Raw genomic sequence first — 20,868 nt, 5'->3', positions numbered from 1 at the left:
CATGCAAATTAAAACCCCTGATATTGGCGTAGATAAAGCAGTTGTTGCTGAAATTTTGGTAAAAGTTGGTGACAGCATTGCTGAAAATGACAGCCTTGTTTTGCTTGAGTCAGATAAAGCCTCTGTTGAAGTGCCTAGCACTTCAGCAGGTGTTGTAAAAAGCATCTTAATCAAAGAAGGTGATAGCGTAACTGAAGGTACGGTATTGTTTGAACTTGAAGCTGAAGGTGCTGCACCTGTAGCTCAAGCAGAAGAAGTTGAAAAACCTACCCCAGTAGCTGAACAAACAGCAGCGCCGGCAGCGGTACAACAGGCTTCAACCGCTGCACAACCAGCAGCGGCAACCACTAGCCAAGTGGTGGAAGTTCAAGTTCCTGACATTGGTGTTGAAAAAGCACTCGTTGGTGAAATTTTAGTAAAAGTTGGTGAGCAAATCGATGTTGAACAAAGCATCGTTGTTGTGGAATCTGACAAAGCAACTGTAGAAGTACCAAGCAGTGTTGCGGGTACTGTAGAAAGCATTCAAGTGAAAGAAGGCGATACAGTTAAAGAAGGTGTTGTGCTCATTAAAGTGAAAACAACCTCTGCATCAAGTGCACCGGCTGAATCTGCTCCTACAACAGCAGCTCCGGCGGCAGCACCTGCACCAGCTCAACAAGAAAATGTAGCTGCGGCTGCTACTCAATCTGGACCAGTTGATATTAACGTTCCTGATTTGGGTGTAGATAAAGCAGTTGTTGCTGAAATTCTGGTACAAGTTGGCGATAAAGTTGATGTAGACCAAAGCCTTGTTGTGGTTGAGTCAGATAAAGCGACTGTTGAAGTTCCAAGTACTGTTGCAGGCGTTGTGAAAGCGATTCACTTGCAAGCAGGCCAACAGGTTTCACAAGGTGTTTTGCTTGCAACAATTGAAGCTGAAGGCCAAGCACCTGCTGCTGCACCAGCGGCAAAAGCAGAAGCAGCTCCAGCTCCACAGGCAGCAGCGCCTAAAGCGGCAACTCCTGCTCCGACTCAGGCTGTATCTGCTCCAGCCTCTTCTGGTAATGATAAATTAACCAAAGAACAAGAAGCTGAAAACGCTAAAGTTTATGCAGGCCCTGCTGTGCGTAAGCTTGCTCGTGAGCTTGGTGTAGTTTTATCACAAGTTAAAACTTCTGGTGAACATGGTCGTGTTATTAAAGAAGATATCTTTGCATATGTGAAGACTCGTTTAACTGCACCGCAAGCAGCGCCTGTTGCTCAAGCTGCTGCAGCACCAGCTGGATTACCATCATTACCTGACTTTACTGCTTTTGGTGGCGGTGAAGTGAAGCCAATGACTCGTTTACAGCAAGTATCTGTGCCACAGTTGTCTCTAAACAACTATATCCCACAGGTCACCCAGTTTGACCTTGCTGATATCACTGAGCTAGAAGCTTGGCGTGGTGAGTTAAAAGACGGCTTTAAGAAACAAGGTATTAGCCTAACAATCTTAGCATTCATTGCAAAAGCGTTAGCGCACTTGTTGAAAGAAGAGCCTTATTTCGCTGGTCACTTGGCAGATGATCAAAAGTCTGTATTGCTTCGTAATGAAATTCATATGGGTATTGCGGTTGCAACACCGGATGGTTTGACAGTACCAGTACTACGTAATCCTGACCAAAAATCAATTAAGCAAATTGCTATTGAGTTAGGTGAGCTTAGTAAGAAAGCGCGTGATAAGAAATTAACACCGAAAGACTTACAAGGCGCGAACTTCACAATCACAAGTTTAGGTTCGATTGGTGGTACATCATTTACACCGCTAGTAAACTGGCCACAGGTTGCAATTTTAGGTATTTCACCTGCAACGATGCAGCCTGTGTGGAACGGTAAGGACTTTGACCCACGATTAATGTTGCCGTTGTCATTGTCTTATGACCACCGTGTAATTAATGGTGCAGATGCCGCTCGCTTTACTAATAAACTTACGAAACTTCTTAAAGATATTCGTACTTTATTAATCTAATATTTTGAAATGAATCAAGAAAACCTCGCTTCGGCGGGGTTTTATTTTGATATTTAATTTAATGGGTTTTAGGTTAACCTAAAGATTAAGAGGGAATGACCGAGAGAGGAGAAATTTCTCGTTATTAAGCAAAGGAGAAATAATAAATGATGGGTTTTTTTAAAATCATGTTGCCGATTCTATTGGTTGTATTTTTATTGATGGGATTATGGGTCAGTCTTTTGCACTTCCCTTGGGAGTGGATGACCTATGTTGCGATAGGTTTGGAAGTATTTGTGGCAACCCTTATTTTGCCATTTGAATTTCAATCACAGCATATAGCTGGCATGAACAATTTTGGGTTTATTAACTTAAGTATCTGTTTAGCTTTACTATTAGGCTTGGGGCGGCTGTTAGTATGGGCATGGATAAAATTTTTTGTTTGAAAAATAGAACTGCTCGAATATAATGAGCACATACTTCATTGGGGAGTAGCCGCTATTCATTTCTGAATGAATAGGTGATGATCAACATAATTGTTCAACAGAACATGGTCATCATAGCTTAAACGTCTCATCGTTTCCGAGTTGGCAAGACCTTTGATTTACCACTCTGCAGATATTTGGCTAGCAGGAGCGGTAGGTCATGGGCATTTATGCTAGCCAGAGAAACGACATGCAAGAATTTCTGATTTCTACCTCGATTGTTGCCCTAGCTGAAATGGGTGATAAAACTCAATTGTTGGCCCTTTTACTGTCTGCACGTTTCCGTAAGCCAATCCCTATTCTCATTGCAATTCTTTTAGCGACTTTAATTAACCATGGTATCTCTGCTGTGCTTGGGCAGTGGATTACGACCGTTTTGAGTCCCGAAATTTTAGTTTGGGTACTTGCGGGTGGTTTCATTGGTATGGCGTTCTGGATGCTTATTCCAGATAAGCTAGATGATGAAACAGATAGCATTAACAGATGGCAAAAATTTGGTGTTTTTGGTGCAACCTTTATCTTGTTTTTCTTAGCAGAAATTGGTGATAAAACTCAAATTGCGACAGTTGCTTTAGCTGCACGTTACGACAGCATTTTCTGGGTAATGCTAGGCACAACCTTAGGTATGATGATTGCCAATGCACCCGCTGTATTTATTGGTAATAAATTAGCTGAACGTTTATCTATCTCACTCATTCATAAAATTGGTGCTGCGATTTTCTTAATTGTAGGTATCTCTACTTTAGTGCAGCATTATTTCTTCTAAAGCATTTAAAGCTGCCATAAAAAACGCACTCGAATTGAGTGCGTTTTTTATAGGTCATTTTAGTAGTTAAATTTCACTGTGAAGTTAATTTGGCGAGGGTTACCGAGCGTCACCAAATTCTCATTCAGTGCACCTGCATAGTAATCTTTATCAAATAAATTACGGATCGCAAGTTGTGCGCCCCAATGTCCAGCGTCATAGCCGGCCTCAGTATCAAAGACTGTATAGCCTGGAACGTGAACATCTAAGCCATCGACAGTTTTATAGGTTTCACCACGGAATCCACCGCCTACATACCAACCAAGTTTTGATGCTGGGTCAAATTTATAGCGCGCTGACAAGCTATAAGCATGCTCAGGAATATTATCGAGTGCTTTTCCTACATTACTTGAATTTGCATCTTTACTAATTTCAGCATCAATGGTGTAAGTATATGCAGCTGTTAATTTTAAGCCCTCTAAAATTTCTGCACTGAGCTCAGTTTCAATACCACGAGTTAACTGTTCACCACGTTGTATTTTATACCCACTATTCGCAGTATCGGTGACTAAAACATTTTGGCGTTTTAAATCATACCAAGCGATCGCACCTTGAATTCGTTGATCAGGGCTTTGTAATTTCATTCCGACTTCAACCTGTTTTCCTTCTTCAGGTTTGAACGGATTGTTATTTACATCAGTACCACTGTTGGGTGTAAATGAAGTGGCATAGCTGACATAAGGAGCCACAATGTCATTAAGGGTGTACATGACAGAGGCGCTACCCGTAAATGCATTGTCTGATTGTTTACTCGTATTGCTATTAACCAAACTTCTAGTTTGAGTTTGTGCCCAGTCTTGACGACCAGATAAGCTTAAAAGTAGTTGATCATTAAGCTGAATACGGTCACGTACATAGAGCCCTAAATATTTGAGGCGATTAATATCACGAACATTCTTCTTAAATGTCACGTCTTGATCATAAATGGGGTTATAAATGTTTAAATTGCCAATATTGTATTTATCATTGGTGTAATCACTTTTTTCTTGAAAAGCATCTACGCCAATATTAACGTCATGCTGCATGCCATATAAATCAAACTGTTTGTTTAAACGGTTATCGATGGCGAAACTCAAGTTATCAATAACTTGATGTCGACTATTATTTGCTCGATTAATGGTTGTGTAAGATGAGTCTGCCCAGAAATTTGACCCTGTTTGAGCAAAAACTGCAGTGCCATCCATTTCAGTTTTTTGCACGGCAAAATTCTGGTTAAAGTTCCAGCCATTATTAAAAGCATGTTTAAACGTATAACCAGTACGGTAAACATCGGCTTCATATTTACCGAAATTAGGGTCACCAATATATAAACTTCGGTCTATAGCGCCGTTAGGATTGTCTTTTAATGTGCCAATTACAGGCATGCCTTGCTGACGAATATATTCGCGATGCTGATAGCTTGCGATTACAGAGAGGTCAGTGTTATCACCTAAGTCGAAATTGTAAGAAGGGGAGATATAGTAATTTTTAAAATAGACATAATCTGTCGGGTCATCTTGGTCAGAAATACGACCATTTAAACGAAAAGCACCTTTCTCACTATTATTAGGGCTATAGTTTAAATCGAATGTTCCTTCTTTAAGGTTATAGCTGCCATAAGTCATGCTAGCACGCGTAAAGTTTTCTGCTTCAGGTCGTTTAGTGACTAAATTCACCATGCCGCCTGGCGCAACCAAACCGAAATTAATAGAGGCCGGACCTTTTAAAACTTGGACTTGATCCATGCCTGATAGTTCAGCTGCTACAGATGGCGTTGGAGAACTTTGACCGATTCTTAAACCGTCAACATAAACCGAATCGGAAGATGTTTGTCCTCGAATAACGAAATCATCCCAACCACGACGACCAAGTTTTCCAGCTTCAACACCTGCAACGCCTTCAAGTGCCTCTGCAAGCGTCTTTGCTTGTTTCTGGTCGAGCTGTTCACGCGTCACTACCGAAACCGATTGAGCCGTTTTAAATAAGGGCGCATCTGATTTTAAGGCAGAGGTTGCTTTAGTTGCGACATACGTAGAGCTGGGTTCTTTTTGCGCCTGAATAGAAATTGTGGGTAGCACACTGGTCGAATTTTTTTGTTCTGTTATTTCTTCAGCATGACTTGCTGTCATTAAGCTAAAAATAGCAATTGCTAATAATGTTTTGGAACTTGAAAAATAAGGGGCTTGGTTCATGGGAGGCCTAGGCAGCGCAAAAGACAAAACTGATAATGAGAATTATTTTAATTTATTGTGTCTTAATTTTAAATAACATTATGATTCATTTATAAAATAAGAAAAGCGAAAGCTATTTTAAAATATTATGAGAAAAATAAAGCAATTCATTGCAAGAGTTATCGAATCCCTTTATTTTAGTATGGATATAAAAATATCTAATATTTAAAGTTTTTTTGGGGAATTGTATGGGGTTTGAAAAAACAACATCGCAGATATTATTTGATAATGGCGTACATAAATGTATTAGTTTTACCAGTTTGGTCAAAGGGGAAGGTATCCAAGCCAATCAATTTTTAATTATTGATCATGAGCGTGCTGCTGTAATTGATCCCGGTGGCGATTTGACCTATGTTCCGCTAACCATGGAACTCAATAAATATACACGCTTAAAAAATCTGGACTATGTGATGGCCTCTCATCAAGATCCGGACATTATTACCTCAATGCCGCGCTGGTTAGTCTATACCGACGCTAAAGTCGTGGCGTCAAAATTGTGGGCACGATTTTTACCTCACTTAAATTCATCATTCATGAGTGAGCGCATGAAAGGCAATTGGGAAGATCGCCTAATTGAATTACCTGATCAGGGCCAAGTGATTCAGTTGGGTGAGTCAAAGCTTGTGATGGTCCCTGCGCATTTTCTACATTCGGTAGGTAATTTTCAGTTTTATGATCCAGTGGCCAAAATTTTATTTTCTGGCGATATGGGAGCCTCGATTGTTGAAGATGCAAGCGAACCTTTAACAGATTTTGATACGCATGTTCTAAAAATGAAGGCATTTCACCAGCGCTACATGTGTTCCAATAAGGTCATCCGTTTATGGGTAAACATGGTTCGCCAAATGGATATTGAAATGATTGTTCCACAGCATGGCAGCCCATTTATGGGTAAAGAAATGATTAATCAGTTTTTGGACTGGATTGAAACTTTAGCGTGTGGTGTCGACTTATTGACAGAACAGGTTTTTAGTTGTCCTGCTTAAATATGATGTCTAATGATCAACCCAGATAAAATTCTGGGTTATAAAATATGAACTAAAAAAATAAGCTTAAAACTATAATAAGTGGGAATAATTTAGAGCGGCTCTATATCTATTGCTGAAAAAGGCAAAGATAATATGAAAATTGCATTGAAATTTGTTTATAATAGCTCACGGAATTTACCAGTGAGATTGTTATGCTGACCATCGTTCAAGAAGCGCTAACCTTCGATGATGTCTTATTACTTCCTGCCTACTCTACTGTTCTCCCAAAAGATGTCTCTTTAAAGACACGTTTAACTCGCGGCATTCATTTAAATATCCCATTAGTTTCAGCAGCAATGGATACAGTGACTGAGTCACGTATGGCGATTGCAATGTCACAAAATGGTGGTATCGGGATTTTGCACAAAAACATGGATATTGCTGCTCAAGCTGCAGAAGTACGCCGTGTAAAGAAATTCGAAGCGGGTATGGTGAAAGACCCTATCACTGTAACGCCTGAAACTACAGTACGTGAACTGATTGCAATTACCACTGCTAATAACATTAGCGGTGTACCTGTTGTTAAAGACGGCAAGGTTGTTGGTATTGTGACAGGCCGTGATACGCGTTTTGAAACTAATTTAGAACAACCTGTTAGCAACATCATGACAGGTCAAGATCGTTTAGTCACTGTACGTGAAGGCGAGTCTAAAGAAAATATTCAAGCATTATTGCAAAAACACCGTATTGAAAAAGTCTTGGTCGTTGGCGAGAGCAATGAACTTAAAGGCTTAATTACAGTGACTGACTTCCGCAAAGCTGAGAGCTATCCAAACAGTTGTAAAGATGATCTTGGTCGTTTACGTGTTGGTGCTGCGGTAGGTACAGGCGCTGATACACCAAGTCGTGTAGAAGCATTGGTTGAAGCGGGTGTTGACGTAATTGTTGTTGATACAGCACACGGTCACTCAGCTGGTGTAATTGAACGTGTACGTTGGGTGAAACAAAACTTCCCTCAAGTACAAGTGATTGGTGGAAACATCGCAACTGGTGATGCTGCATTAGCATTATTAGATGCAGGTGCAGATGCTGTAAAAGTAGGTATTGGTCCTGGTTCTATCTGTACGACACGTATTGTGGCAGGTATTGGTATGCCACAAATTTCTGCGATTGACAGCGTTGCTAACGCACTAAAAGATCAAATTCCTTTAATCGCTGATGGCGGTATCCGCTTCTCTGGCGATATGGCAAAAGCGATCGGTGCGGGTGCAAGTACGATCATGGTTGGTTCACTTCTGGCTGGTACTGAAGAAGCGCCTGGTGAAGTTGAGTTTTTCCAAGGTCGTTACTACAAAGCATATCGTGGTATGGGTTCATTGGGTGCAATGGCGGGAGCAACAGGTTCTGCTGACCGTTATTTCCAAGACTCAAAAGCGGGTGCTGAAAAGTTAGTACCAGAAGGCATCGAAGGTCGTGTTCCATATAAAGGCCCAATGGGTAACATCGTCCATCAAATGATGGGTGGTTTACGTTCATCGATGGGTTATACCGGTTCATCTGTGATTGAAGATCTTCGCCAAAATGCGAAATTTGTGAAAATTACTTCAGCGGGTATGTCTGAATCACATGTTCATGATGTAACGATCACTAAAGAAGCTCCAAACTATCGTGTTGGTTAGAATTTGGTAACCAAGACAATGAAGAAAGCCGTCATTACACTGACGGCTTTTTGTTTTTGGTGTAAAGTAAATCTGACGAAAAGAAATATGGCGGAATTGCCATATATGAAGTAAGCCACGGCTGAAGTGGCGTAAGAATGAGATAAGCTATGAGTTATTTTGGAACGGATGGTATTCGTGGAAAATTTGGGCAAATGCCTATTACTCCAGAGTTTGCTTTAAAACTCGGTTTTGCTGCAGGGAAGGTATTAAAACGAACGAGTCCGAAAAATAAGCCACTTGTTGTATTAGGAAAAGACACTCGTTTATCTGGTTACATTTTAGAATCTGCTTTGCAGGCGGGCTTAAACGCTGCCGGTGTATATGTTCATTTACTTGGTCCATTACCAACACCAGCAATTGCACACCTTACTCGTGCTTTGCATGCACATGCAGGTATTGTTATCTCTGCTTCGCATAATCCATATTATGATAATGGGATTAAATTCTTCTCAAGCGAAGGCAAAAAATTACCAGATTCATTACAAGAAGAAATTAACCGCGAATTAGAAAAAGACTTATTTATTGAGGACACTGCCAACTTAGGTAAAAGTGTTCGTGTAAATGATGCAAACGGTCGCTATATCGAATTTTGTAAATCTACTTTCCCTTACCACTTTGATTTAAATAATTTAAAGATTGTATTGGATTGTGCTCATGGGGCGGCGTATAGCGTTGGTCCTTCAGTTTTCCGTGAGTTAGGGGCAAAAGTTGTAGCTTTATATAATGAACCAGATGGCTTAAATATTAATGAAAGCTGTGGTTCAACACATCCTGAACACTTACAAAAAGCAGTAGTTGAACACCAAGCAGATTTAGGGATTGCCTTTGATGGTGATGCTGACCGTGTTGTGATGGTTGATAAGTTTGGTAACTTAATTGATGGTGACCATATTTTATATATTTTGGCGACTCAAGCTCAAAATAAGCCAGCGGGTATTGTTGGTACAGTCATGAGTAATATGGCACTTGAAGTTGCACTTGAAAAAGCAAACGTTAACTTTGTTCGCGCAAAAGTCGGTGACCGCTATGTATTACAAGCTTTAGAAGAAAATGGTTGGGTGATAGGTGGCGAACCTTCTGGTCATATTCTAACTTTAGACAAGAGTACGACTGGTGATGCCATTATCGCCGCTCTTCAAGTTTTAACTGTTATGGTCGAGCAAAATAAGGCCCTTCATGAATTGGTTCAAGACTTTAAATTATTCCCACAAGTTCTTTTAAATGTACGATTAGAACAAATGCTTGATCCATATTCTATTCCTGCATTGGTTGCTGAATTTGATAAAGCAGAAGCTCAGCTTAAAGGTCGTGGACGTATCTTGATTCGTAAATCAGGAACAGAGCCTGTGATTCGTGTCATGGTTGAAGGTGACGATGAGCAAGAAGTAAATGCTTTAGCTCAGCATTTAGCAGATTCTGTTCGTTCACAAGCACAAGTTGCGTAAGGTGATGACATGAGTGATGTCATTAAAGATTTAAGTGAATTACGCTTGAGCTATGAGCAAGGCGAGTTGCATGAGGGACAGGTTGAATCTAACCCTCATCAGCAGTTTCTGGGTTGGTTTAACCATGCTCTAGCAGCTAATTTGCATGAACCCTATGCCATGTCATTAGCAACCGCGGGTGCTAATGGTAGACCCCATGTTCGAACAGTCTTATTACGTGGTGCTACAGAAGCTGGGTATGATTTTTATACGAATTATGACAGTCAGAAAGGTATAGATTTGGCAGAGAATCCTTATGCCGAACTGTTATTTTACTGGCCAAGTCTAGAGCGTCAGGTGAGAGTTGGTGGTCGTGTAGTTAAAATTGCTGAGCAAGAATCTACAGACTATTACCTTAAACGACCACGTGATAGCCAGATTGCAGCACATATCAGCACTCCACAAAGCGGTAAAATTGAAAGCCGAGAGCTGTTACAGCAACGTTTTCAAGACTTACAGCAGCAAGTCGAAAGTCGTGAAGTGCTTGATAAGCCAGAGTTCTGGGGAGGTTATCGTCTACAACCAGATTATTATGAATTCTGGCAAGGGCGACCAAATCGTTTACATGACCGCTTGAGTTATGAAAAAATCGACGGTCAATGGATGTTGCACCGGCTGATGCCTTAAATGACAAAAATACAAATCAAACAAAGACCTTTATTGACACGCCCTGAACAGTTTCAGGGCGTGCCTCCGTTTATTGCCGAGATTTTGGCAAGACGTGGAGTACAATCGGAACAGGAACTAGAGCTAAAGCTTAAGAATTTACTTGCTCCTGAGCTTAAAGGTCTAGAAATCGCTGTAGCATTAATGGATCAAGCCATTGATGAGCAGAAAAAAATTGTTATTGTCGGTGACTATGATGCAGATGGCGCAACCAGCACAGCATTAATGGTATTGGTGCTTCGTGATATGGGAGCACAAGTCGACTATTTAGTTCCAGATCGGTTCAAGTATGGTTATGGGCTTACGCCTGCAATTGCAGAGCTTGCGCATCAAACTTATCATCCTGATTTATTAATTACTGTAGATAATGGAATTTCCAGCCATGCAGGCGTTGAAACTGCCCATGCCTTGGGGCTGAAAGTCATTATTACCGATCACCATTTAACTACTAAAGAAACACCTCCGGCAGAAGCGGTGGTTAACCCAAACCAGTTAGGCTGTGAATTTCCGAGTAAAGCACTTGCTGGTGTTGGTGTTGCATTTTATGTGCTGGCCAATTTGGCAAGTTTACGTAATAAGCAAGGCAAAAGCACAAGTAAAGTCACTCAATATCTAGATTTAGTTGCTCTGGGAACTTATGCAGATGTTGCTGTATTAGATTATAACAACCGCATTTTAGTGGATGCAGGTGTGAAGCGTATCCAGCAACATCAATGTCGAGTTGGAATATTGGCACTATTGGATATTGCGGGTCGAGAGGCGTCGTCTTTGCGTGCCCAAGATCTAGGTTTTGTTTTAGGTCCACGCATTAATGCTGCTGGGCGTATGGAAAGCATGCGAATCGGCATTGAGTGTTTATTAGCTGATTCTATGGAAGCGGCTTACCCGATTGCTCAACAATTAAATCAGTTAAATATAGAACGGCGACAAATCGAAGGAGAGATGAAGCAACAAGCCTTATCTGCTTTAGATAGCCTGCAACTTTCAAAAGAAGATGTTCCTCCAGCTCTTGTGCTTTTTGAGGAAAATTGGCATCAAGGTGTGATTGGGATTGTAGCTGGGCGTTTAAAAGAACAGTTTCATCGACCAACAATAGTTTTTGCACCAGATGAAGACGGTGTTCATATTAAAGGTTCTGCGCGTTCAATTGATGGTGTGCATATTCGCGATATGATTGAACAGGTTGCCGAACAACATCCAGAATTGGTGAGCCATTTTGGTGGACATGCGGCAGCGGCTGGCTTAACGATACGTAAAGAAAACTTTGATGCTTTTAAAACTGTTTTTGTTGGCTGTGTTGCAGCCATGGACGAATCTCTGTTTCAAGCAACCCTATGGACGGATGGAGAACTACCAGCTTCTGCTTTGCAACTAGGCACATTGGACTGGATAGAGCAGCTTGGACCATGGGGTCAAAAATTCCCTTTCCCCCAGTTTGAAGGGCATTTTAAAGTTGTTGATTATCGTTGGCTTAAAAACACACATCTAAAACTTAGATTAGGTCTTGATCAATATACTTTTGATGCGATTGCTTTTAATGCAGCAGGGCGATTTGAATTTAATCCTATGCGAGATGAGGTTCATCTGGTCTATGAGATTGATCGTAACGCATTTAATGGCAATGTAAATTTGCAATTGCGTATTGTGCATTTAACCCAATAAAAAAAATCCGCTCAATTGAGCGGATTTTTTTATAAACTTTTAGGTAAGATTAGAAGCGGTAGCCTGCACGAACACCATAAGTGTTATCGTTGTCACCGAAACCAATACGACCTTCAAGACTTACTTGTTGATTTAAGAATTTTTTAGCATTAATACCAAATTCATCTTTATCAGTTAAGTCGTTATTGTAGTAATCCACACCAAGACTTAAAGTTTTATCGATGTAGTAGTCACCACGAACTTTATATTCGTCTAGGTCACCAAACGCACCGAACGCTTCAAGGTTTACGTCATGTTGACCTACTTGAGTTACGTATTTAGCACGAACTGTTGGATCAGCGCCGTCTTTACCGTCTTTTTCGTCGTAACCTTTAACACCTAGTGCAAGTAATAAACCTGGAGCTGGTAAATAACCTACTTCAGCTGCATAAGTTGTAACTTTCTGGTCGTAGTTAGTGTTGTCAATTTCACGCTCATTACGGCCTACATCACCGCTAAGGTAGAAATCTGAGTTAGGAACATAGTATTCAACACCTACGCCATACTGAGTATCTTTAGTACCGCTGTTATCGCCATAGTTGATAAGTGCGTTAACATTACTTGCACGGCTTAAAAATGCTGCTTCTGCAAGTGGAGCATTACGAGTTTGAACAGGATTAAAGTAATAAGTCCCGTCAACACCGAATTTACTTACGCTGCTACCGTTGTCTGGATCAAGATAATTGTAAGAACCACCAACTTCAGCTTGGTAAGCGTTTGCCGCGCCACTTACTGCGAGTGCAGATAAAAGAGCTGATGCAATTGCTAGTTTTTTCATGGAATCTCTCCCCTCTAAAAAGCGATTTTATAAATGTTTTGTTACAACTTTTAGTCTAGAGGAAAATCGGGTAGCGTCAATCTTGTACAAGTAACCATACTGTAACTATGTGCTTTTTTTGTAAATATGTTTAACTTAAATATTTGATTTTAAAATATAAAAATAGAATGTTTTATTTTATTAAAATTGAGGAGATTTTGTGTAGATCATAAAAAATGCTGTAAAAGTACCCAATTTTGTATGAGGATGTTACTGGTTAAGCTTAAAGTGAACTGAAAAATGCCCAAGGAAAATTCCCTTGAGCATTCATATTTTTAATAATAAATACTTATGGATTAGAAGCGGAATGTTCCATTAATACCAAAAGAGTTAGCATCATCAACAGTTGTATAAGTTAAACCTACTGCTACTTGAGGTGTGAAGAATTTCTGTGCACGGACACTAAAAATTGCATCAGAATCTTCTGCTGTTGAATCTGCAAAAGATGCTCCAATACTTAAAGTAGGATCAAGATAAAGATCTGCGCCTAAACGATAAGTGGTTTCATCACCAATATAAGTTTGTCCTTCAAAATTAGTATAAAAACCTGAAATTTGAGTAATATACTTGGCACGTAAAGTTACGGCTGTGTCATCATCTTCACCAGTTACAGCTGTAGCATTTGTGATTGAAGTAATAAAGCCATATTTAGCTGCTTGTATTGGATCAAAACTTTCAGATAAATCTGTTACACCAGCGGCCAACAATAAGCCATCTGTTGGTAGGAAGCCGACCTCTACAGCATAGCCGTTGCCGCTATCATCAACCGAACCAAAATCATTTGCAGAGACTTCGGTTTTTGTGCGGTTAAATGCTCCTGATAAATAAAGTGGGGTATTTGGAATAAAGTATTCACCTGTAATGCCTACAGAACTAAATTCGAGTTTTCCAGAGTCTTCATCATCTTCTAGTTTGCTATATGCATATCCTAGTCCAATATTTGAAGATTTATTTAAAAAAGCAGCTTCAGCTAAAGGAAAAGTTTTTGCTTCCACAGGATTAAAATAATATTTACCGTTAATCCCGAAGCTATTATTTTCTCCACCATCCATATCTGTAAATTCGTACATTGTACCAACTTCAGTTTGATAGGCATTTGCGTTGAAAGCACATACAGTTGTGACAAGTGCAAACAAAAATTTTGATTTTTTCATGAATAAAGCTCTAGAGTAATATATGTTATAAAGTTATTAAGATTTAAGTTGTTAATTTTAATACATTTTTAATGGGTAAATCAATAATATTATATTTATTTTTCATTAATGAGATATTGAAAATCAATATGTTTGAGAGCTTTTGTTTGAGTATGGCAAGCTATGCTAAAATAATTGACTGTTTATCTGCTTTTATGGGAACACTCGCGTGGAAATTAATCCTTATCTAAACCAATTGAAAGACTTAACTGATCGTAGCCAAACACTACGGGGGTATCTTTGACTACGATCTGAAAAAAGAGCGTTTAGAAGAAGTTTTACGTGAGTTAGAAGACCCTGCGATTTGGAATGATCAAAGCCACGCTCAGGCAATGGCGAAAGAAAAGGGCGAACTAGAAAACGTTATTAATGTATTGGATGGGTTGTCAACACAACTTGAAGATGCAAAAGCGATGTTAGATTTGGCTGTAGAAGCCGATGATGAAAGTTTGCTTGAAGATGTTCAATCTGAACTTGGGGCTGCTGAAGAAGAATTGGCAAAACTTGAATTCCGTCGTATGTTTAGTAACCCAATGGATCCGAATCCTTGCTATGTCGAGATTCAATCAGGTTCAGGCGGTACTGAAGCACAAGATTGGGCGTCTATGCTATTACGTATGTACATGCGCTGGATTGAACGCCATGGTTTCAAAGCAGAGCTCATGGAAGTATCTGATGGCGACGTAGCGGGTATTAAGTCTGCAACGATTCGTGTTGAAGGTGAATATGCCTACGGTTGGTTACGTACTGAATCAGGTGTACACCGTTTAGTTCGTAAATCACCATTTGACAGTGGTAACCGTCGTCATACTTCGTTCTCGGCAGTGTTTATTTCCCCAGAAGTTGATGACAATATTGAAATTGATATTAATCCTTCTGATGTTCGTACAGATACTTACCGTGCATCTGGGGCAGGTGGTCAGCATATTAACAAAACCGACTCGGCAGTACGTTTGACTCACATTCCAACGGGTATTGTGGTGGCATGTCAGAACCAACGTTCACAACATGCGAACCGTGACCATGCATGGAAACAATTGCGTGCACGTTTATATGAGTTGGAAATGCAAAAACGTAATGAAGCGGCTCAAGCCCTAGAAGACTCGAAGTCTGATATTGGTTGGGGAAGCCAAATTCGTTCATATGTATTAGATGATTCGCGTATTAAAGATTTACGTACGGGTGTTGAAAACTCTAATACGGGTGCTGTTCTTGATGGTGACCTTGATCGCTTTATCGAAGCGAGTTTAAAACAAGGTTTATAAGAGTCTGCTGAACTTTTAGTTTAAATACAGTTCATCTATGAATATGTAGAACTCTTGGATTTTTAGCGATTAAAACGGCAAAGCAGTTCAGCATTCGAATGTTAATCGAAAAAATGCGATATGAATATCGAAAAAAATAGATATGAATATCGTAAAAATGCGATATTATGTTTTCGAAATGTTGAACAAAGCTTTGTTCGTTTAAAAGACGTGTTGAGCCTATGGATATTGATGCAATTAGCAAAGCCCTTTCCAATCCGCTACGTCGGCAAATTTTGCAATGGTTAAAAGAACCTGCACATTATTTACCGGTGGAAGAATGTGGTGGTAGTTTTGAGAAGGGTGTTTGTGCAGGTCATATTGAACGTTTGGGCAAAGTAGCACAGTCTACAATGTCGAATCATTTGTCTGTTTTACAACAGGCGGGGCTTATTCAGGTCCAAAAATATGGTCAATGGTCTTATTTTTCACGTAACGAAGCTTTGATTCAGCAATATATCGAACATTTAAAACAAACACTTTAACGATTTAAAGTGTAAGTCGAGGCGACTATGGCTGAACTCAATACTCCTTTAACGGTTGGTGATTTTGAAATCAAAAATCGATTGGTAATGGCTCCATTAACGCGTGCGCGTAGTGGTGAAAGCCGAGTACCGAATGATTTAATGGTTGAATATTATCAACAGCGTGCAAATGCTGGTCTTATTTTGACTGAAGCAACAGTAATTGGTTCAAAAACTGTGGGTTATGCAGAGACTCCAGGATTATGGTCACAAGAGCAAGCACAAGCTTGGAATAAAATTATTGAGGCAGTTCATGCTCAAGGTTCAAAAATTGTAGCTCAACTTTGGCATGTCGGCCGTATTTCACATCCCGATCTTTTGGATGGTGATATTCCTGTTGCGCCAAGTGCAATTCAACCTGCGGGTGAGGTGAGTTTATTACGTCCTAAACGTCCGTATGTAAAACCGCGCGCACTTTCATTAGAAGAGATTCAAGAAGTTGTTGCTCAATATAAACATTCAGCAGAACTAGCTAAAGTGGCGGGTTTTGATGGTGTTGAATTACATGCAGCGAATGGTTATTTAATTGACCAGTTCCTTCAAAGTAATACGAATCAACGTGATGACGAATACGGTGGTCCTGTTGAGAACCGTGCACGTTTATTATTAGAAGTGGTTGATGCATTTATTGAAGTGTGGGGTGCTGGCCGAGTAGGTGTACATATTGCACCGCGTGGTGATTCGCACGATATGGGGGATGAAAACCCATTAGCAACTTTTGGTTATGTTATTGAACAGCTTAACCAGCGTAATGTTGCTTTCGTTTTCTCTCGTGAATATGCAGCTGCTGACAGCATTAGTCCAAAACTTCGCGAAAAATTTAATGGTGTATGGATTGCCAACGAAAACCTAACACCAGAATCAGCAAAACGTATCTTGCGTGATGGTGAAGCTGATGCAGTATCTTTTGGTAAAGCATATATTGCCAACCCAGATCTTTTACAGCGTTTAGAGCAAGACTTACCTTTAAATGAACTTCAACCAACCACTTTATATGCGAAAGGCGCGGAAGGTTATACAGACTATCCAACGCTAGAAGCTTCATAAATTTTTTGAAATTAAGAATTACTGACCTATTTGATTTATGGGCTCAGTAAATCGCTTTTCTTGTAATGGTAGAGTTTAGGTATCGAAACTCTGCCATTTTTTCTATCTATGTTATATTTTCCCCAGTTTTAAACTTTGACTATTTGAGGCAAACCGCTTGGCGACCCCTTTTTGGTACAACACCGCACTCCATTTATTAAAACCTTTTTACCACTGGCGGATAAAAAAACGTGCAGAAAGCCAGGAATTATATCATCAGGAATGTCTTGAAAGATTTGGGCCGTTTGAATCTCCGAAAAATGTGAGAGCAATTTGGTTCCATGCTGTTTCGGTTGGAGAAACCAATGCTGCGCAGCCTTTAATCGAGCATTATCTTAAACTCGGTCAACCTGTACTAGTTACTAATACAACTAAAACTGGGCAGGCGCGAGCCAAATCATTATTTTTAAAAGCGCCGTATTTAGATTTATTTCAAGCAGTTTATTTGCCTGTTGACCAAAAGCATCTTTTAAAACAGTTTTTTGATTTATATCAGCCAAAACTTTTAGCATTGGTCGAGACTGAACTTTGGCCAAATTTAATTGATCAAGCCAAGCTACAACAAGTTCCTTGTTTATTGTTAAATGCGCGGTTATCAGAAAAATCAGCTAAAGGTTATAGCCGAGTTGCAGGTCTAACAGCAGGAATGTTGGAAAAAATCGACTGGGTTTTGGCACAAGATAATGCTACTCGCCAACGTTATGTCGAACTTGGCTTAGATCAACACAAAAGTCAGGTGGTTGGAAATATTAAATTTGATATTCACGCACCAGAAGTATTTATAAATCAGGCAGCCAAATTACATGATTTATGGTATTTGGGGCAGCGTAAAGTCCTGACCATTGCCAGTACACATGCACCCGAAGAACAACAAATTTTAGAAGCGCTGGCACCTTATTTAAAGTCAGAACCAGATTTAGTTTGTATTGTCGTACCTCGACATCCTGAACGTTTTGACGAAGTATTTGAAATTTGCCAAAACCTAGATTTAATTACTCACCGTAGAAGCTTGAACCAAAGTATTCATACGAGTACCCAGGTTTATCTGGCCGATAGTATGGGGGAGCTTTGGTTGTGGTACGCCTTAAGTCAGGTGTGTTTTGTGGGGGGGTCTTTAAATGAACCGGGTGGTGGACATAACATTTTAGAGCCTATGGTTTTGAATGTACCGACCGTAATTGGACCTCGTTATTTTAATTTCCAAACCATTGTCGATGAATTCATTGATGAAAATGGGGTACTCATTGCCCAAGACGCTGAGCAAGTTGTGGCAATCTGGATGGCATGTTTAGCTGAACCTGATCAGGCCCAACAAGTGGTAGAGCAAGCGCATAAAGTCTTACAACGTAATCAAGGTTCATTGCAAAAACATATTGGTGTAATTAATCGGTATTTGGCCGACAAAACATGAATATTGTTTTATTAGAGCCTGAAGATATCCATTCAGATATATGGTCCATTCACTCTAAGCGCCAATTACAGCATTTGCGTGAACATCTTGATATTACGGTTGGTCAAAATCTAAAAGTCGGCATTCGCAACGGCGCACGTTATATCACTGAAATTGTCTCAATTAATGAGCAAGAGGTTTGTGTACGTCCGATTAATGAAGAAGCCGTACCTGCAAAACTTCCGGTTCATTTAATTGTGGCTTTACCAAGGCCCAAAGTTTTACGCCGTTTAATTATGGATAGTGTGACTTTAGGTGTTGAAAAAATTAGTCTAATTCATAGCTACCGCGTAGATAAAAGTTATTGGCAAACTCCATTTTTGCAACAACTCGACAACTATGTGACTTTGGGTCTTGAACAAGCAGGCGACACGATTGTTCCTGAAATTCACATGTACAAACGCTTTAAACCTTTTGTTGAAGATGTCCTACCCAGCTTAATTTCGAAAGAAATACCCGCCTATGTGGCTCATCCTTATGCTGAGCAGAGCATGCCTGTTAATATTCCACATACTTGTAGTGTAGTCGTGGGTCCCGAAGGCGGTTTCATTCCCTATGAGGTTGATTTGCTCACAAAAAACGGCTGCCAAGCTGTGAGCTTAGGCAACCGTATTTTAAGAACTGAAACGTCTATTTCTTATATTTTAGGTCGTCTCTTTAGTTGATGCTTCAGGGTTTAAAAGTGGCTGATTTGCGGCCATTTTTAATTCCTGAATTGGGTAAGGAATATTAATTCCGTTCGCATTAAAAGCTTGTTTGACCTGAGCTTGAATGGTACTCGTAGATGACGAAATATCAGTTTCAGTCGTATCAACCCACCAGCGTACAGTCAAGTTAACCGAGAAGTCCGCTAACGCTGTTACGTTAACGGAGAAGGCTGGCTGACTAAGTACATTTCGGTCATTGTTAAGAATATCTAAAATAATCTGCTTGGCTTTTTGTTCGTCATCGTCATATCCAATTCCGACTACAAACTCACAGCGACGTTGTTGATAAGCTGTATTTACAGTTAAGGCACTCGTATAAACAGTTGCGTTTGGAATAACAATGCGACGGCCATCTGGTGAGCGTAAGAATGTTGCACGAATTTGAATATCTTCAACAGTTCCTTCAAGCGAATTTACAACAATGGAATCGCCAATACGGAATGGTTCGCTTAATAAAATTAAAATACCTGACAGTAAGTTCTGAAAGATATCTTTGAATGCGAAACCAATTGCGACAGAACCAATTCCAAGTGCACTCATGAGTTGCCCTGGCGTAAACCCCGGAATCGAGATCACTAAAGCAATTAAGAAACCAAAGAATAAAATCGCTGTGCTGCCTACACGGTTTAACACCAAAACTAGGTTTTGACGCGTATAAGAGCGGTTTTCCAATGTTTTACGAACAAAGAACTTAAATAATTTGGTCAATAGCCAAAAAATAATAAAAACGATAATCGCAATACAAATATAAGGCACACGTTCCCAGAAGCTATCCACGATTTTGTCGATAGTGGTATAGGCATCATGATACTTTTCAGTATGGGCTAAAACCGTTTGAGTGGTTTTAGTGCCTGCTTCTTGTAAAAGTTCGCCAGTATTTTTTGCGACATCCGTTAAGGATTTTTGTTCATCAGCCACGACAAGTCTCAATTAAAAAAAAATATGAAAGCGATTTTCAGCTTTCATCATAGTAGGAGATAAAATGTGCGCCTACTATAATGAGTTCATCTGAATAATAAAGTGTTTTTTAATTAAAAGTATTCCGTTCCTTTTTGTAAGATTTGTGTCGGTGTTTCTAGGGTATCAGTCCCTGAGAAATAATAAAAAATTCCGGCTGTTGAAATGAGACTAACTAAAATAGCCACTAAAATAAGCCAAGCCATGAGTTTTTCTATAAACGTTGATGGTCGAACAGGACCGTAGTCGTTTGGACCGGCTGTACCTGAAGCAAGCAGTAAATAAATCATAAAAAAGAACTGAACAACCGGAATGAACAACAGTAACCCCATCCACCCACTCTTATTTAAATCGTGCAGACGTCGAACAACGAGAACAATATTTAAATAAATTAAAAACAGTGAGAAAGCCCAGACCACTAAAGCGCTAGGACCAGAAAGAGAGCTATAAAACTCAAAATCAAATAGATTGCTTGAAAGCTGATAACTTCCAAGAAATGAGGCCAAAATGAAATAGCCCACGAGGGTAACTAAATAAATCAGTCCATATCCACCTAAATAGCTCATACGATTAAAACGCCCATGAATCGAAAAAGGACTATCTTTAAAAGGGAGCTGGGGTGGGCGTGAAGAGTTTGTTTGGGCAAACATATTATTTTATTCCTGTGTTGCGTATGAGAGACAAAATAATCTTTGTTGATGATCAAAACCATCAAATCTTGAAAAAATTATCTCTGTACACGACAAAAATAGATAACTCATTGAAATAATGTCACAATAATTGTTTTCTAACGACGAATACTATGACACATCTCAATGAGTTAT

The 20,868-nt window shown here is 39.8% G+C and carries 18 protein-coding genes and 1 riboswitch; of the genes, 13 read left to right on the top strand and 5 right to left on the bottom strand.

Translation table 11 applies throughout. The features are described 5' to 3' along the window. Window position 1 precedes the first annotated feature (1 nt). The 3 genes from ACINWC141_RS11470 to ACINWC141_RS11460 all read left to right on the top strand — a co-directional run bounded on the left by ACINWC141_RS11470 (window position 2) and on the right by ACINWC141_RS11460 (window position 3,217). Window positions 2-1,987: a 2-oxo acid dehydrogenase subunit E2 gene (locus tag ACINWC141_RS11470; protein ID WP_009391390.1), complete on the top strand. Its 1,986-nt coding sequence runs from the start codon at window positions 2-4 to the stop codon at window positions 1,985-1,987. 146 nt (window positions 1,988-2,133) lie between these two features. Continuing rightward, the gene (locus ACINWC141_RS11465) at window positions 2,134-2,412 is read left to right on the top strand and encodes a hypothetical protein (RefSeq protein ID WP_009391376.1); all 279 of its coding nucleotides are present in this window, start codon (window positions 2,134-2,136) and stop codon (window positions 2,410-2,412) included. Between the two features lie 28 nt (window positions 2,413-2,440). Continuing rightward, window positions 2,441-2,626, top strand: a riboswitch (yybP-ykoY riboswitch). Window positions 2,627-2,641: 15 nt separating this feature from the next. Further along, window positions 2,642-3,217: a TMEM165/GDT1 family protein gene (locus ACINWC141_RS11460; RefSeq protein ID WP_013196598.1), complete on the top strand. Its 576-nt coding sequence runs from the start codon at window positions 2,642-2,644 to the stop codon at window positions 3,215-3,217. A 59-nt stretch (window positions 3,218-3,276) separates the two neighbouring features. Here the strand turns inward: ACINWC141_RS11460 and ACINWC141_RS11455 are convergent, their stop codons facing one another. After that, complete coding sequence (locus tag ACINWC141_RS11455) at window positions 3,277-5,427, bottom strand: TonB-dependent siderophore receptor (RefSeq protein WP_009391382.1); 2,151 nt, start codon at window positions 5,425-5,427, stop codon at window positions 3,277-3,279. Window positions 5,428-5,654: 227 nt separating this feature from the next. Between ACINWC141_RS11455 and ACINWC141_RS11450 the strand changes: the two genes are divergently transcribed. The 5 genes from ACINWC141_RS11450 to recJ all read left to right on the top strand — a co-directional run bounded on the left by ACINWC141_RS11450 (window position 5,655) and on the right by recJ (window position 11,967). After that, window positions 5,655-6,452, top strand: coding sequence for an oxygen-binding di-iron domain-containing protein (locus tag ACINWC141_RS11450; protein WP_009391449.1), 798 nt, complete (start codon window positions 5,655-5,657; stop codon window positions 6,450-6,452). A gap of 194 nt (window positions 6,453-6,646) precedes the next feature. After that, window positions 6,647-8,113, top strand: a complete 1,467-nt coding sequence (gene guaB / locus ACINWC141_RS11445) for an IMP dehydrogenase (protein WP_003654069.1) — start codon at window positions 6,647-6,649, stop codon at window positions 8,111-8,113. Window positions 8,114-8,262: 149 nt separating this feature from the next. Beyond that, window positions 8,263-9,600: a phosphoglucosamine mutase gene (gene glmM, locus ACINWC141_RS11440; protein ID WP_009391368.1), complete on the top strand. Its 1,338-nt coding sequence runs from the start codon at window positions 8,263-8,265 to the stop codon at window positions 9,598-9,600. Between the two features lie 9 nt (window positions 9,601-9,609). Further along, a complete protein-coding gene (pdxH, locus tag ACINWC141_RS11435) occupies window positions 9,610-10,266 on the top strand; it encodes a pyridoxamine 5'-phosphate oxidase (RefSeq protein ID WP_009391327.1) in 657 nt (218 codons plus the stop codon). Then, window positions 10,267-11,967, top strand: coding sequence for a single-stranded-DNA-specific exonuclease RecJ (recJ, locus tag ACINWC141_RS11430; RefSeq protein WP_009391428.1), 1,701 nt, complete (start codon window positions 10,267-10,269; stop codon window positions 11,965-11,967). Between the two features lie 49 nt (window positions 11,968-12,016). Here recJ and ACINWC141_RS11425 read toward each other — a convergent pair whose 3' ends face one another. Continuing rightward, complete coding sequence (locus ACINWC141_RS11425) at window positions 12,017-12,784, bottom strand: putative porin (protein ID WP_009391349.1); 768 nt, start codon at window positions 12,782-12,784, stop codon at window positions 12,017-12,019. A gap of 335 nt (window positions 12,785-13,119) precedes the next feature. Next, a complete protein-coding gene (locus tag ACINWC141_RS11420; protein ID WP_009391452.1) occupies window positions 13,120-13,977 on the bottom strand; it encodes a putative porin in 858 nt (285 codons plus the stop codon). A 208-nt stretch (window positions 13,978-14,185) separates the two neighbouring features. Between ACINWC141_RS11420 and prfB the strand changes: the two genes are divergently transcribed. The 5 genes from prfB to ACINWC141_RS11395 all read left to right on the top strand — a co-directional run bounded on the left by prfB (window position 14,186) and on the right by ACINWC141_RS11395 (window position 19,045). Beyond that, window positions 14,186-15,281, top strand: a protein-coding gene (gene prfB, locus ACINWC141_RS11415; protein WP_155757895.1) for a peptide chain release factor 2 whose coding sequence is annotated in 2 segments (ribosomal slippage) — window positions 14,186-14,257 and window positions 14,259-15,281 — 1,095 coding nt in all. Because the reading frame shifts where the segments join, the coding sequence is not laid out codon by codon here. Window positions 15,282-15,502: 221 nt separating this feature from the next. Beyond that, complete coding sequence (locus ACINWC141_RS11410) at window positions 15,503-15,805, top strand: ArsR/SmtB family transcription factor (protein ID WP_002121891.1); 303 nt, start codon at window positions 15,503-15,505, stop codon at window positions 15,803-15,805. 27 nt (window positions 15,806-15,832) lie between these two features. Continuing rightward, complete coding sequence (locus ACINWC141_RS11405; RefSeq protein ID WP_009391375.1) at window positions 15,833-16,891, top strand: alkene reductase; 1,059 nt, start codon at window positions 15,833-15,835, stop codon at window positions 16,889-16,891. A 157-nt stretch (window positions 16,892-17,048) separates the two neighbouring features. Further along, complete coding sequence (locus ACINWC141_RS11400; protein WP_009391389.1) at window positions 17,049-18,341, top strand: 3-deoxy-D-manno-octulosonic acid transferase; 1,293 nt, start codon at window positions 17,049-17,051, stop codon at window positions 18,339-18,341. Continuing rightward, window positions 18,338-19,045, top strand: coding sequence for a 16S rRNA (uracil(1498)-N(3))-methyltransferase (locus tag ACINWC141_RS11395; protein WP_009391405.1), 708 nt, complete (start codon window positions 18,338-18,340; stop codon window positions 19,043-19,045). The genes ACINWC141_RS11400 and ACINWC141_RS11395 overlap by 4 nt, the downstream gene beginning before the upstream one ends. On the opposite strand, the gene ACINWC141_RS11390 is transcribed toward ACINWC141_RS11395, so the two are convergent. Continuing rightward, window positions 19,025-20,005 (bottom strand): mechanosensitive ion channel family protein, encoded by a 981-nt coding sequence (locus ACINWC141_RS11390; RefSeq protein ID WP_009391447.1) that lies wholly within the window; start codon window positions 20,003-20,005, stop codon window positions 19,025-19,027. The two genes, ACINWC141_RS11395 and ACINWC141_RS11390, sit on opposite strands and share 21 nt — an antisense overlap. A 113-nt stretch (window positions 20,006-20,118) precedes the next feature. Further along, entirely contained in the window at window positions 20,119-20,694 is a 576-nt protein-coding gene (locus ACINWC141_RS11385; RefSeq protein ID WP_009391450.1) for a DUF805 domain-containing protein, read from the bottom strand. Between the last annotated feature and the right edge of the window lie 174 nt (window positions 20,695-20,868).

The organism is Acinetobacter sp. WC-141 (assembly GCF_000313935.1).
GTDB lineage: Bacteria > Pseudomonadota > Gammaproteobacteria > Pseudomonadales > Moraxellaceae > Acinetobacter.
Note: the sequence above shows the minus strand (reverse complement) of the source record. Positions and strands in the feature narration are given on the sequence as shown.